This is a genomic window from Mesorhizobium sp. P2_F5 (genome assembly GCF_056403715.1).
In genome coordinates this window covers 120674-133066 of sequence record NZ_JBFUEY010000002.1, presented here as the reverse complement: position 1 = coordinate 133066, position 12393 = coordinate 120674, and the positions used below count along the sequence as shown (strand labels likewise).

13 protein-coding genes are annotated in these 12393 nt (G+C 58.1%); 5 read left to right on the top strand and 8 right to left on the bottom strand.

What is annotated here, in order from left to right; all coding sequences use genetic code 11:
• Window positions 1-28 precede the first annotated feature (28 nt).
• From AC1DYO_RS02880 to AC1DYO_RS02865, 4 genes are all read right to left on the bottom strand, one after another.
• Complete coding sequence (locus AC1DYO_RS02880) at window positions 29-433, bottom strand: Rid family hydrolase (RefSeq protein WP_477260107.1); 405 nt, start codon at window positions 431-433, stop codon at window positions 29-31.
• Window positions 414-1802, bottom strand: a complete 1389-nt coding sequence (locus tag AC1DYO_RS02875; protein ID WP_477260105.1) for a flavin monoamine oxidase family protein — start codon at window positions 1800-1802, stop codon at window positions 414-416. Before AC1DYO_RS02875 ends, AC1DYO_RS02880 begins: the two co-directional genes overlap by 20 nt.
• Window positions 1803-1925: 123 nt before the next feature.
• Complete coding sequence (locus AC1DYO_RS02870) at window positions 1926-2381, bottom strand: flavodoxin domain-containing protein (protein WP_477260103.1); 456 nt, start codon at window positions 2379-2381, stop codon at window positions 1926-1928.
• 540 nt (window positions 2382-2921) lie between these two features.
• The gene (locus AC1DYO_RS02865) at window positions 2922-3347 is read right to left on the bottom strand and encodes a nuclear transport factor 2 family protein (RefSeq protein ID WP_477260101.1); all 426 of its coding nucleotides are present in this window, start codon (window positions 3345-3347) and stop codon (window positions 2922-2924) included.
• 847 nt (window positions 3348-4194) lie between these two features.
• Between AC1DYO_RS02865 and AC1DYO_RS02860 the strand changes: the two genes are divergently transcribed.
• From AC1DYO_RS02860 to AC1DYO_RS02840, 5 genes are all read left to right on the top strand, one after another.
• Window positions 4195-4317, top strand: coding sequence for a hypothetical protein (locus tag AC1DYO_RS02860; protein WP_477260099.1), 123 nt, complete (start codon window positions 4195-4197; stop codon window positions 4315-4317).
• Between the two features lie 21 nt (window positions 4318-4338).
• Window positions 4339-5541, top strand: coding sequence for a cytochrome P450 (locus AC1DYO_RS02855; RefSeq protein ID WP_477260097.1), 1203 nt, complete (start codon window positions 4339-4341; stop codon window positions 5539-5541).
• A 42-nt stretch (window positions 5542-5583) separates the two neighbouring features.
• Window positions 5584-6000, top strand: a complete 417-nt coding sequence (locus tag AC1DYO_RS02850) for a nuclear transport factor 2 family protein (protein WP_477260096.1) — start codon at window positions 5584-5586, stop codon at window positions 5998-6000.
• 185 nt (window positions 6001-6185) lie between these two features.
• On the top strand, window positions 6186-6308 hold the full coding sequence (locus AC1DYO_RS02845) for a hypothetical protein (protein WP_477260094.1): 123 nt from the start codon (window positions 6186-6188) through the stop codon (window positions 6306-6308).
• A gap of 92 nt (window positions 6309-6400) precedes the next feature.
• Window positions 6401-7810 (top strand): APC family permease, encoded by a 1410-nt coding sequence (locus AC1DYO_RS02840; protein WP_477260092.1) that lies wholly within the window; start codon window positions 6401-6403, stop codon window positions 7808-7810.
• Window positions 7811-8406: 596 nt separating this feature from the next.
• Here the strand turns inward: AC1DYO_RS02840 and AC1DYO_RS02835 are convergent.
• Genes AC1DYO_RS02835 through AC1DYO_RS02820 form a run of 4 tightly spaced genes read right to left on the bottom strand, consistent with a single transcriptional unit; the run spans window position 8407 to window position 12393 of the window.
• On the bottom strand, window positions 8407-8847 hold the full coding sequence (locus tag AC1DYO_RS02835; protein WP_477260090.1) for an acyl-CoA thioesterase: 441 nt from the start codon (window positions 8845-8847) through the stop codon (window positions 8407-8409).
• Between the two features lie 5 nt (window positions 8848-8852).
• On the bottom strand, window positions 8853-10013 hold the full coding sequence (locus AC1DYO_RS02830) for an iron-containing alcohol dehydrogenase (RefSeq protein ID WP_477260088.1): 1161 nt from the start codon (window positions 10011-10013) through the stop codon (window positions 8853-8855).
• 35 nt (window positions 10014-10048) lie between these two features.
• Window positions 10049-11605: a class I adenylate-forming enzyme family protein gene (locus tag AC1DYO_RS02825; RefSeq protein WP_477260086.1), complete on the bottom strand. Its 1557-nt coding sequence runs from the start codon at window positions 11603-11605 to the stop codon at window positions 10049-10051.
• A gap of 32 nt (window positions 11606-11637) precedes the next feature.
• Window positions 11638-12393: an SDR family NAD(P)-dependent oxidoreductase gene (locus AC1DYO_RS02820; protein WP_477260085.1), complete on the bottom strand. Its 756-nt coding sequence runs from the start codon at window positions 12391-12393 to the stop codon at window positions 11638-11640.

The window sequence follows — 12393 nt, the reverse complement described above, 5'->3', positions numbered from 1 at the left end:
CGCCACAGCCTTTAGGCCAAGCGGCTTTTTACTTGCTCGGTATCTCGGCGACCGCCGATATTTCGATGAAGGCCCCGGGGATTGCCAAGCTCGTAACGCCCATGGAAGTCCAAATTGGATACGGCGCGGGAAAGATATCTTTCTTAAGCGGCAAGAACCATTCGTTGACGGTGGTGCAGTCACCCACATGGTAGGTCGTCATTGAGATGACGTCGGCAAAGGTGCAGCCAGCTTCGTTCAAGACGAGTTCCAAGTTCTGGAAGGCCAGCGACGCCTGCTTTTCCGCAGTTTCTGCAAGTCCGTTTTCGTCGGCGCCGATCTGTCCAGCAATGTGGAGTATGCCATTCGAGATTCGTCCCGGCGCAAAGCCATAAGTTGGCCCGAAACTTTCCATGCGGGTCGGTACGACGGCTTTAGGCTGCTTCGCGGTCATTGAGCATTATCCCTTTGATTTGTTCTGCTGCGGCTTCACCGGATTGAACCGCGCCTTCCATGTAACCGGTCCAAGAGGGAGCGGCTTCCGTTCCAGCGAAATGAATTCGTCCTATTGGCTCACGCAACGCATGGCCGCACGTGCTCATCAGGCCCGGCGGCATGTGGCAAACAGGCCCCCCCATCGTGAATTCAACGTCGTTCCAATTGGTCTCGATATAGCCCCGCGGTCTCAGCGCCTCTTCGCCGAGACAACGAGCTACTGAAGCCAGCATCGCAGTCCGTCGTGGTTCGAGGCCCAAACTGAACCAGCGGTCATAATTCGAGCCACCGATGAACAGGACAAGCGTCGCAGCCGTATCTCCTGGGCGTGTTACGTCTAAGGCGAAAAAGCCCGGAGAAAGTGAGAAGATTTCGCCTGAGAGTCCGCTTTCAAGCCAAAATTGCTTCTCATAGCGGAGCTGCAGTTTCATGTAGCGCCCAAAATTCGTGCGCCGATTGATCTGGCGGCGTGCTGACGGCAATTGCGGATCGAAGGAAATTTGAGCGGCAGCCGAGGGAGGAAGCGCCATGATAATTCGTCTGGCTGTGTACGTTCTCTTCAAAGTACGCACTTCAACGGTCTCTTCACCATGCGCTATGGCGATAACGTGCTCGTTGAGATGGATGCTGCCGGTCGGCAGCTTTTCGGCAATCCGAAGAGAAATCTGCTGAGCGCCGCCAATCCAAAGCATCACGTTTGCAGTCACCTGCAACGCATAGATGTCCTCGCATTGCGCGACGTAGAATGCAAAGAACAGCAACGAAATTTCTGACGGGTCTGCGCCGGTGATGATCGTGATGTCGGTACCGACTATCTTTCGAACCAACGGATCCGCGACGTTTTCTTCCAGCCATGTGGCCATGGTCTTGGAGTCGAGTTCGGCAGCTTCAGGGACGTCCCACGGATTGTCCTTGCCAACTTTCTTTGCGAGTTCGTCGATCGCGGCGAATGTCCTCGAAAGCGCCTCTTTGAGGTCGCTGCCGTCGCTTGTCACCTTCTCCGGATAGCTGCCGTCTTCGGCGATCACAATTTCTTCGCCGAGATCCCAAACCATCTTGCCGGCGGGGCGGGCCTTCACCATTTCGAGGCCCATTTCCTTCCCCAGACGCTGTGAGCGTTCGTGCGTCGTGCCAATGAACATGCCACCGAAGTCGCACGCTCCATTTTCGTATCGGCTGTCGGACCAGGTTCGCCCGCCGACGCGGGTTTTGCCGTCGAATAGAAGGACTTTCAGACCGCTGCCATCGAGCTGCCTGGCGGCGGTCATTCCAGATAATCCGGCTCCGACAATAATCACGTCAGCGTCTAGATCGCTATTCCTGCTCATCTACCTTACTCACGTTCGTTAGGTTTTCGAAGCGGAGCTTGTCGTGCTATCGCAGGCTAGTGCCATCGGTCCGGGCCCTGGGCAGCTTGCCTGTGACCTGCCCTGCTAGGCGCCCGTCTGCATTCAAGCTTCTTGGTGGCTTAGCGCTGGAAGCAGTCGATCCACCCAATCGACCGCGGCTTGGGCCAAAGGCGTGCCTTTGGCCGCGTCATGACGTCCTGTAACACCGACCTGATGCGCTCCCAGATCGCGTAACAAGGCAGAAACGACGTCAATCCCGTTTCCATATGTCTCATACGTGCTGTCTCCCAGACCAAACGCTCCAAACCTCAGCGTGGCCAGGTTTGGGCGAGTGCCATTGAGGGAATCGTAAAAGGGTTGAGTCGTCTCCGGAAGCTCACCTTCACCGTAGGTGGAAGTGATAATGATTGCCGAGCCGGATTGTGACAATTGACCAACGTCACAATCTTCCATGGGGATAATCCGTACGTCTTCACCCTTGTCTCGAATGAACTTCGCGATATCCTCTGCCGCCATTTCAGAATTACCGCTCTCTGTGCCAAAGAGGACTGTGATCATTTGTACAAGTTCCCTACTATTATTCGATAATTCGAACTACAGGACGGACCGTAATCGATTTCCAGACGTACGAAGATTATGACCAGTTTGGCAATTGGCGTCAGCATCGCATAACGGCCATTCGCCTCGGTCACAATGCACTTGGTTCCCCTTGTCAGACTATGAACTAACGTAAGTTAGCATTATTTGGGTGCGCTAACAAACACTTGTTCAGTTCTCCTGGATGTCCGTTCGGCTTGAACCGGGCGACAGGACATCCTCTGGCGGGCTGACTCGCGGTTCTCATAAGCTCCTCAGCGCCCTCCTCAGGGCGTTGAGCGCGCCCATCCCTCCAACAGCCATCTCTCATAGGGCAAACTTTCCACACTTGCGCTGCGGAAAGTGCCAAGTTGTACGGCAAAAATGACAACGGTCTGAACGAGCATGTGGCCCACCGCCACCAGCGGCGGGTGAGCCGGAAAGCGACAGGTCTTGAGCCGCCCGCAAACATCCGTGAAGACGATACGGGCGCATCGCCAGTCGAAGCCCACGACGTGGGCCTCAGAATGGCGCGTCCAGTTCAATGTCCAGCCTCGTCAGCAACCACTCTCCGGCACCAGTTTTCGTGACGTCCACATCAAAAGTGCCGGATGTTACTATGGTCAACTTGCCGTCATTTGCAGAGACCAGGACCATGTAACACTGGACTCTCGCCTCCATTGCCTTTTGATCAACAAACAAGAAGTTACTCAAACAATGACGACGGCGGTCAGTTTGCCCATTCCGAATTTCCTGAAAGGTCGAAACAATTTGATCTCGTCCATTCATCGGACCCCATGCGATATCAGTTCCGGCCACCTTTCCCCGACTTGTCGCTTCTTGCGCGAAAGCCCCAGCAACGAGGTTGAAATTGTTCTCATCAAAACCCCATGCGTATTTGGTGATTGCTTCGATGATAAGGTGGCGATTAATTGCTGCTTGCGACATTACCCGAACTCCTCCTGGGCACTCTGTTTGGTTTAGGTGAACCGGCTTGCCCGGTGAAACAAATCGGCCCGCACATTCTCTTCGATCCGATCGCTGCCGTCGTTGCTTGGCGCGTTATTGGACGAGGCGGTCTTGGGCGACGTGTGGCGCTGTCCTCACCGTTGGAAGAGTAGAGAGTTGTCGTTGCCCCTGCTTATGATTGAATGCCAACTTTTACGCTGATTGGGCCATTTCCGCGGCTCGTTCGTAGGGGCGGCGACGGGGCGTTCGCAGAAAACGTATTTGCCAGGTGGCAAGCACCTCAACGGCTTGTTGTGCCGGGCAGCAACTGCCAATCGCATAACCGAAATCGCCAGCCGACGAAGGTGTCTGGCGAAGGTGTCTGAGACAGCGGCTCGGCAGTCCCACCCCTTCTTGGCGGTCCACTTGAACATTTCCGCGCGGGCCAGGGCTGTCCTAGATTGGCGGCTTCAGAGCAAGGGAAATACGTATGCCATGAGGGTAAGCGCGCCGACGGTTTGCGCCGGTGTCTAGCGCGGAAGTTTGTCTTCTTCGACGTATTTCTTGGCAAGATTTGGCGCGCGGCTGGCGCTATTTGGTCCTATGTTCTCGCATCATCCAGCGTGCCTTGGATGCGTCGTGGAGGATTGATCGCGCAGCGGGGAGTTGCGAGACGACGTCCGACCACCATCGCTTCGGCCGTGCAGCAGCGTGGGAGGTCGATGAAAATCGTGCCGATGAAAGATGCTGACGTCGCAGGGCTCCGGGCTCCCAACCTAATTGTGGCGATTACCTCAACGCATGGCGATAGAGATCTGCGCGAACTGGCTGATCCGGGTTTGAGCCGATGACCGTGCTGGGTGCCAAACAAATTGGCGTAAAAGGCCGCCACGACGCGGCGAAATGCGAAGCCTTGGCTGATGCCGCGGTGCGCTGGAGTGGCGCGCTGATGTCAGCCCTCGCCAACTGACGCCAAGATCGAGGACGACTGATGAATATGCAAACCTCCACCGTGCCGCAAACCTTGTTGCCTTGGACCGATCTGCAATTTCGAGCCAATCCTTACCCGTGGTACGATGTCTTGCGCCAACAGGCGCCCGTCTATCTCGATCCCAACGGATCGAACACCTACAATGTCTCTCGATACGCCGATGTGGCAAAATTCGGAAAGCACTCTTCTCTGACATCGCACGCGCCGGCTTGGATCCAGAAAGGGGCATGGGGCAGGTTCAAGGATTCGATAATCGTCACAGACCCTCCTGAACATACTGCGCTGCGTCGGCTGTCGAACAAGTGGTTCACACCCAAAATGGCGGCGCAATGGATCGAAGCCAGCATAGCCGAAGTCAACCGGGTGATAAATGATCTCGGTCCCAATGGCATGGTGGAAGGCTTTCGCGACCTTGCCCTGATGCCCGCGCACCATGCCATGTGCAAAGCGCTGGGTGTGCCTAACGACGGTTACGATGCGGGCTCGGCTTATATGCGCGACGCCATGATCGGACTCGGCGCGGCCGTGACCGAAGCAGAGGAAGAGCGTTGTGTGGCGGCCTTTGCTTTCCTGCAGGATCGGGTCGATCACCATATTGCCAATGGGCGAAAGAATCCGCAGCCTGGCGCACTTTCCAATTGGATTGAACTGGTCGTCGCTGGTGAGATGACCGAAGTCCAGTTGAACGAAGCGCTGATCCTCTTCTGGGCGACAGGTACGCCAAATGCGGCCTATCTTATCGCGGGCGGCCTGGAACTATTTGCGCGTCGGCCCGAGTTCTTCGCCATGTGGCGCGATGCTCCAGAAAAGCACCATGCCATTCTGAATGAGCTTGCGCGTCTTCACACCGCAGAAATGTCCTTTGAACGGTTCACCACCGAGCCGCTCGAAATCGCTGGCGTCACTATCCCTGCGGATGGCCATATCCGTTTCCTGATTGCGAGTGCGAACCGCGATCCAGAAGCATTTGATAATCCTCATGAGTTCCGGGTGGACCGCCCAGCCGACACTGTGCCGCACATCAGCTTTGGGGCAGGTCCGCATTCCTGCCCTGGAAGTGTCATTGCGCAGGCGGAAGCGACAGCGGTGTTCAACACGTTGGCTGCGCGCGTGCAGCGGATTGAACTCGGCGGAGCGCCAATCTACGGACATGATGACCGTTCAGCGCGCTACCTCCGATTGCCACTGCGCCTCGTCAGTTGAGATGGCATAAATAACTGAAACAAGCCCCAACGGGAATAAGCGATGGCTACTTCAAATCAGAATATCAGCAAAGAAATCATCGCAGCTATTGATGCACAGCATGAGTTGATGCGCCTGGCGTACGAAAACGCCGACGCAGCCCTACTCGGAGACGAATTTTTTACCGAGGATGCTTGGGTTGTTGGCGGTGCCGACATGACATGGCGTGACCGGAGCGGGATGGTCTCACTCTACCGCGACATCGTCGGTAAGTATCGCTGGAAGAACGATCGCGAGAGCCTTATCCAGTTATCGGACAATGTCGTGTCAGAATTTTTGGTTGGCACAATCGTCCCTGTCGACGCGACTGAAGAAATTCTCGCTTACAAGATTCAACTAATTTGGACAAAGACCGACGGAAAGTGGAAGTGTTTGTCACAGTTCTTCGGATCGGGAAGTGACTTTTCCCTCAAACAATAACGCAGAAGAAGCTGGCGAATGCAATCTTTGGAGGACTCATAGTGGCTTTATGCTGGGTCGATTATTTTGTGAAGCCCGAAAGGATGCACAAGTAATCGCTCTGGTCGATGACGCGTCCGGCCGCCAAAGAAGTGGCATCTGCGCTCTAATTTAGCTAACGAATGTTAGTTATAGAGGCCTGCCGAATGGAAAAATTCGGCCAAGAAAAAAATGCTGAACGAGCAGTAACGTCCGCCGTGCCGGTCGGGTTCGCAGAACGTGGAGAAGCATCGCGCTTTGTTGAAAACGGCCAACCAAAATCGTTTTGAAGAAACAACAGGGGAACGCAATGACAGACACAACATTCAGTTCCGGGGTGACCGGATCTCGACCCAACAGCGATATACGTTTGACAGGGAAGATGACCACCACAGCGCTGATGCTGACGGTTCTTGCCTTTTCGGCGCCGATGGCGGTTGTCGATGGGTTCATCCCATTCACAATCTATTTCGGAGGACCTGGGGCGACGCTTGCTTTTGTGTTTGCGTCGATCGTTCTGGGCCTCTTTGCAATCGGCTACGTGACCATGGCGCGCCATGTTCCTAAACCAGGCGATTTCTATGCATTCATCAGTTCCGGACTGGGCCGCATCACGGGTCTCGGTGCAGCATTCCTTGCTGTCTTCTCCTATCTCTGCGTGTTGACCGGCAGTACCATATTCTGCGGACTAAGCGTGGCCTCGGTGATTACGGCCTTTGGGGGGCCGGAGACCTCATGGGTACCATGGGCAATCGCAGCTTGGTTGGCGGTGTCGGCCTTGGGCTATCTACATATCGAGATTTCTGCGAAAATCCTGACTTGGTCGATGGTGATCGAGGTGATCATCGTGGTGGTCTACAGCCTGTTCACGCTGGCTGCAGGCGGCAAGGAAGGGCTAAGTTCCGTGCCTTTCACCTTAAAGGCATTCTCTGACGGCGACATGGCTGTGACGATGCTTTACGCGATCCTCGTCTTCATGGGATTCGAGGCGACTGCATTGTTTCGCGACGAAGTCCGCGATCCTGACAAGACGATCCCGCGCGCTACCTATGGTGCGGTCATCCTCATCGGACTGCTCTACACATTGGCGTGCTACGCAATGACGTCGGCGTTTGGCGCCGGAGCCTGGGATGCGGCCAAAAATGACCCCACAGGAATGTTTGCAGCCTCAAGCAGCATTTTCGTCTCCCCGCTTTTCAGCAAGATCGCCCGCTGCTCGGTAGCGTTGTCCACCTTCGCCGCGATTGTATCCATCCATAACGTGCTTGCGCGCTACATCTTCAACCTAGCCATCGATAAAGCGCTGCCGTCATCGTTGGCGGCGGTTCATAGTCGGCACCATTCGCCACACCGTTCTTCGACAGCTGCTGGCGTCGTCGTTGGTCTGCTGTTGCTTGGTTGTTACATGACTGGCATCAGCGGCAGCCTGCTCTACGGCATGGTGGTCGGCATTGGCTCGATTGGCGTCATCTTCTTGATGGGATTGGTCTGCGTCGCTGTGATCGGCTGGTTTGCCAAGACCGGAGTTCCGAAGGGCGAGAACGCCTTCAAAGTGTTTATCGCGCCGGCTATTGCGGGGGCAGCACTTCTCAGTGTCGCGATCTTCACAGCGCTCCACCTCCACTTCATTGTTGGCGGCGAACCTGATGCAAACAACTGGATCATTTTCGTGCTGATCGGGGTCTTTGTGTTGGGTGCAGGTCTTGCGGCCCATTACAAGTTCAATCGCAAAGACCTCTACGAGAAACTCGGTCGCGCTGAGCGGATATTCGACGCCATCGCCCGGACATGAGTAGACGGGCGGATGCGCACCGCGCGCGTCCGCCCTGATTGAGAGTTGGTCTCATGCAGTTTCACAGCATGGGAACGGTGCATGTCGGGTGCACTCGTTTTTCAACATCAAGAGAGAGCGATGATCACATAACCGGCGTTGCGGGTGACCGCTGGTTTGTGCTGCTCGATGCCGAAGATGGGCTGATTTCCCCGAGCAAGCGGCTTTTCTGCCGCTTGCAATAGCGCAACGGTACAGACTAACAAAACAACAAAAGATCGAGGAAGTTTTCATGTTTAAACTGGCTTATGCCCAAGGGGTGCTTGCCATTCAGTCGAAAGGGTTACTGTTGTTAATCTGACATTCTGCGAGGGGATGTTGGCACTTTCCTAGACTAGGTGCGCCTGCCAGCCACTGTCTGGACGAAACCGACTTTCCTGCGCCAAGCGCCTCATCCACCGCAGCCGGGCATGCTGTGAGAGACTCCCGGCGCTTGGCCACGCCAACACCTTTCGACCTTCAGGTGCGAACGGTGCAAATTGCTCCACAGCCGGCCCCGGGTGTGGCGACGCGATCAGCGGTAACATAGTGATCAGCATCCTCGCCGAGATTGAACGTTATCCTAAGGCGATCTCGGATAGGGCAATCCGCAGCCGATCGTGAAGCGGACTCGGGCGGCGGGTATGGCGGTCGACATAGACATGGATGAAAAAGCCCTCAGCTGCCGCCACTATCTCGTCATTGCGAAACAGGCCGACTTCGTAGCGGACGGATGAGGAGCCTAGTTTGGCCACGCGGATGCCGGCCGTCACGATGTCGGGAAAAGCGAGTTCGGAAAAGTAGCGGCAGCCCGTTTCCACCACCAGACCGATCTGGTCGCCCGCATGGATGTCGAGCACGCCTTGTGCGATCAGCCAGCCATTCACCGCCGTATCGAAGAGCGAATAGTGGACCACATTGTTGAGGTGCCCGTAGATGTCGTTGTCCATCCAGCGGGTGGTGATCGTGCGGAAGGTGCGATAGTCAGCGCGCGACGATGCGGCGAGGCGTTCGGCCATTTTATTCACCACGCGGCGTGGTAGATCGAAAGCGCGTCGGCCTCGTTGACCTGACGCGGATTGTTGACGAGAAGCCGCTGCTGCTTCATCGCATCGGCTGCCATTTTGGCAAGGTGCTCCTGGCCGATGGAAACCTCGCGAAGCCGCGTCTGCATGCCGAGCCGCGCCGCCAGCGCGGCAAGCTCCTCGATGAACGCCGCGCAGCGCGCTTGGACGCTCTCTTCGCTCGCCAGATGCGGGAAGGCGTCTGGTGCGATCTGGGCATAGAGATGCGCCGCGTCCGGCGCGTTGAAGCGCAGCACATGCGGCAGCACCAGCGCGTTGGACAGGCCGTGCGGCACATGGAAGGTGCCACCGATTGGATAGGCCAGTGCGTGAACGGCCGCCACCGGCGAATTGGCGAAGGCCTGACCGGCGAGCATCGAGCCAAGCAGCATGGCGCCCCGCGCCGCAATGTCGTTGCCCTCGAAGACCGCCTTCTCAATGTTGGCGCCGAGCAATTGCAGCGCCTGCCGGGCCAGCATTTTCGACAGCGGATTGTTGTTGGGGCTCCTGGAGGCATACGCCTCGATCGCATGAACCATGGCGTCGACGCCGGTGGCGGCGGTGATCGCTGGCGGCAGCCCGAGCGTTAGTTCGGGATCGAGAACGGCGATGTCCGGCAAAATCAGCGCGCTCGATACGCCGCGCTTTTCTTCGTCACCAACCGTGATGATAGAAACCGGCGTGACTTCAGAGCCCGTGCCTGCCGTGGTCGGCACAAGCACCAGCGGCAGCCGCGGCCCGACGGCATTGCCGACACCCCAGGCACCGTCGATATCCTCGCCGGATCCGATGAGCAGCGCCGAAAGCTTGGCGACGTCGAGCGACGATCCGCCGCCGAAACCGATGACCCCGCTTACCTTTGCCGAACGCCCCGCCGCCACTGCCTTCAGCAGCGTGGCGAGCGAGGGGTCGGCCTCGACCGCGTCGAAGACGGTGACCGTCGCACCCTCGCTTTTCAGCGAGGCGAGTGCTCCATCGCATAGTCCGATCCTGCGCAGGCCGGGGTCGGTTACGAACAGCACCGAAGCCCCCAATTGCTTGAGGACGAGCGCGCCGAGACGCCTTGCGCAACCATATTCGAAGATGAGCGACGGCGTGGTGTTGAAGACGAAAGACTGCATGATAGGCGGACTCCTATGGCGGATGTTTCTTAGGATCAGGCCGCCGGTTTCTCAATCTGATCACGCAGCTTGAAGCGCATGATTTTGCCCGAGCCGGTACGCGGGATTTCCGCGACGATGTGGACTGCAGCGGGAACCTTGTAGCTTGACAAAGTGCTCCGGCAGCAGGCGATCACGGCCTCGCTCTCGATCACTGCGCCTTCCCTGGCGACCACGAAAGCGACAGGCACCTCGCCAAGCGTGGGATGCGAAATGCCCACGACCGCGCAATCCCTGACGCCGTCGAGCGGCAGGATCGTCTCCTCGATTTCGGCGGGCGCGATGTTCTGGCCGCCGCGGATGATGATTTCCTTCAGCCGCCCCGTGATGGTCAGAAAGCCGCTTTTGTCACCGCGGGCGAGATCGCCGGTGAAATACCAACCGTTGCGTAGCGCATCATCGGTCTCGCGCAGCTTGTTGTGATAGCCAAGCATGAGGTTCGGACCGCGGCAGATGAGTTCGCCTTCTTCGCCCTGCACCACGTCCAGCCCCGACACCGGGTCTATGATGCGCACGGCAAGGCCCGGAACGGGCAGGCCGCAGGAGCCGGGGACGCGATCTTTGCCGGGCCAGTTCATCGTCACCATGGTGGAGGTTTCGGTGATGCCGTAGCCGTCGAGCAACTCGACGCCGAAATAGTCCTCGAATTGATGGTTGAGGCTGCCCGGCATAATGGCGCCGGCCGATACGCAGCGGCGCACGCCGGCGAAGGGCTTGGCGCCGCTCGCCTGCGCGGCTTGCATCAGATAGTGGAACATCGTTGGCACGCCGGGCACGAGGGTGAAGCCGCCCTTGCCAAGCAGATCCATCGCGCCCTGGGTGGAGAATTTCTCCATGATGTATTCGCTGGCGCCGGTCGCCAAGATACCGAGCACGGAAATGTTTAGCGCATAGGAGTGGAAAAGCGGCAGCGGCGACAGCACCTTGTCGTCCTCGCCGAGCCCCAGGATGGGCGCCCAACAGGCGGCCGTCACCCACAGCATGCTGCGCGTCGTCAGCAATACGCCCTTGGCGCGGCCCGTCGTTCCCGACGTGTAGATGATGTAGGAGGCGCGGTCGATGTCGTCTGGCTCGAGCACCACGCCAGGCGCCGCCCTGGAACAAAGCTCGGCGAACGACAGGGCGCCGTCCTGCGCGGCCTGTTCTCCGGCCAGCACAGTCGTGAACGGCATAGGTGCGCCTGCCTGAATCCTGCCGAGCAGGTCGAGCCGGCAGGGACTGGTGATGATGAATTGAGAGCCGGAATCCTCCAGCCGGTATGCGACCTCACCCTGCGTGGCGTCGAAACTGATCGGCACCGACACGCCGCCGGCCCGCACGATCGCCAGGCAGGCGACCACCCAGTCCACGGAATTCGGCAGCCACAGGGCCACGCTTGCACCAGCCCCCAGGCCGCGGGCGCGAAACTGCGTGGCAAGGTTGCTCACCGCATCGAGCAGCTCGGCGTAAGTGATCGCCTGGTTCGCGTCGGCATAGGCGATCTTGTTCGCAAAGCGTTCCGCTTGCCGTTTCAGCAGCTCCGCCAGCGGTGCTATGAGGTCGGTCCTGATCATCGTTTTCCTCCCGAGGCGCTGCTCAAACGCCGTCAAACCATGCTGAAGCCGCCATTGACGCTAACGACCTGCCCGGTCACCCAGGACGCACCTTCCGATGCCAGAAACGCGATCATCGGAGCGATGTCGCCGGGCTTGCCGATGCGGCGCAGCGGATAGGCCTTGACGATCTTTTCACGGTTCTTCTCGAGGAAATCGGCATCGGAATGGGCGGTCTCGACCAGCCCAAGGGAGATCGTGTTGACCGTAACGTTGTTGCGCCCCAGTTCCCGCGCCAGCGATTTGCCGAGTGCAATCGTTCCGCCGCGCGCCGCCGCCGCCAGCGCCAGGTTCGCCTCGCCGATGCGCGAACTGTCGCCGACAAGGCTCAGGATGCGCCCGCCGTTCTGCCTGATCATGTGCGGCGCCACCGCATGGCAGCAGTTGAGAGCGCCGTAGAGGCAGACATCGATCTGCGCCTTCCAGTCGTCCGGCACGGAATCGACGAATCTCTGGTATTTCACGTAGCCGGCATTGTTGACCAGTATGTCGATGCGCCCCCAATCGGCGACGATTGCGTCCGTCATTGCCATGACCTGCGCATGATCGCTGACGTCGGCCTTGTAGGCGCGGGCCTCGCCGCCCGCGGCGACAATGGTGTCGACCACGCTCGCCGCCTCGCTTTCGGAGCTGCGATAGTTCACAGCGACCTTTGCGCCTTCCGCTGCAAGCGCCCGGGCGATATCGCCACCGACATCGCGGCCTCCGCCCGTTACCAGTGCGACTTTTCCCCTCAGACCGAAATCCAT

What these genes read in the sequence shown, in the direction of transcription:
- AC1DYO_RS02880 (WP_477260107.1), bottom strand. Translation starts at nt 433, where the DNA reads ATGACCGCGAAGCAGCCTAAAGCCGTCGTACCGACCCGCATGGAAAGT.
- AC1DYO_RS02875 (WP_477260105.1), bottom strand. Translation starts at nt 1,802, where the DNA reads ATGAGCAGGAATAGCGATCTAGACGCTGACGTGATTATTGTCGGAGCC.
- AC1DYO_RS02870 (WP_477260103.1), bottom strand. Translation starts at nt 2,381, where the DNA reads ATGATCACAGTCCTCTTTGGCACAGAGAGCGGTAATTCTGAAATGGCG.
- AC1DYO_RS02865 (WP_477260101.1), bottom strand. Translation starts at nt 3,347, where the DNA reads ATGTCGCAAGCAGCAATTAATCGCCACCTTATCATCGAAGCAATCACC.
- AC1DYO_RS02860 (WP_477260099.1), top strand. Translation starts at nt 4,195, where the DNA reads ATGACCGTGCTGGGTGCCAAACAAATTGGCGTAAAAGGCCGCCACGAC.
- AC1DYO_RS02855 (WP_477260097.1), top strand. Translation starts at nt 4,339, where the DNA reads ATGAATATGCAAACCTCCACCGTGCCGCAAACCTTGTTGCCTTGGACC.
- AC1DYO_RS02850 (WP_477260096.1), top strand. Translation starts at nt 5,584, where the DNA reads ATGGCTACTTCAAATCAGAATATCAGCAAAGAAATCATCGCAGCTATT.
- AC1DYO_RS02845 (WP_477260094.1), top strand. Translation starts at nt 6,186, where the DNA reads ATGGAAAAATTCGGCCAAGAAAAAAATGCTGAACGAGCAGTAACGTCC.
- AC1DYO_RS02840 (WP_477260092.1), top strand. Translation starts at nt 6,401, where the DNA reads ATGACCACCACAGCGCTGATGCTGACGGTTCTTGCCTTTTCGGCGCCG.
- AC1DYO_RS02835 (WP_477260090.1), bottom strand. Translation starts at nt 8,847, where the DNA reads ATGGCCGAACGCCTCGCCGCATCGTCGCGCGCTGACTATCGCACCTTC.
- AC1DYO_RS02830 (WP_477260088.1), bottom strand. Translation starts at nt 10,013, where the DNA reads ATGCAGTCTTTCGTCTTCAACACCACGCCGTCGCTCATCTTCGAATAT.
- AC1DYO_RS02825 (WP_477260086.1), bottom strand. Translation starts at nt 11,605, where the DNA reads ATGATCAGGACCGACCTCATAGCACCGCTGGCGGAGCTGCTGAAACGG.
- AC1DYO_RS02820 (WP_477260085.1), bottom strand. Translation starts at nt 12,393, where the DNA reads ATGGATTTCGGTCTGAGGGGAAAAGTCGCACTGGTAACGGGCGGAGGC.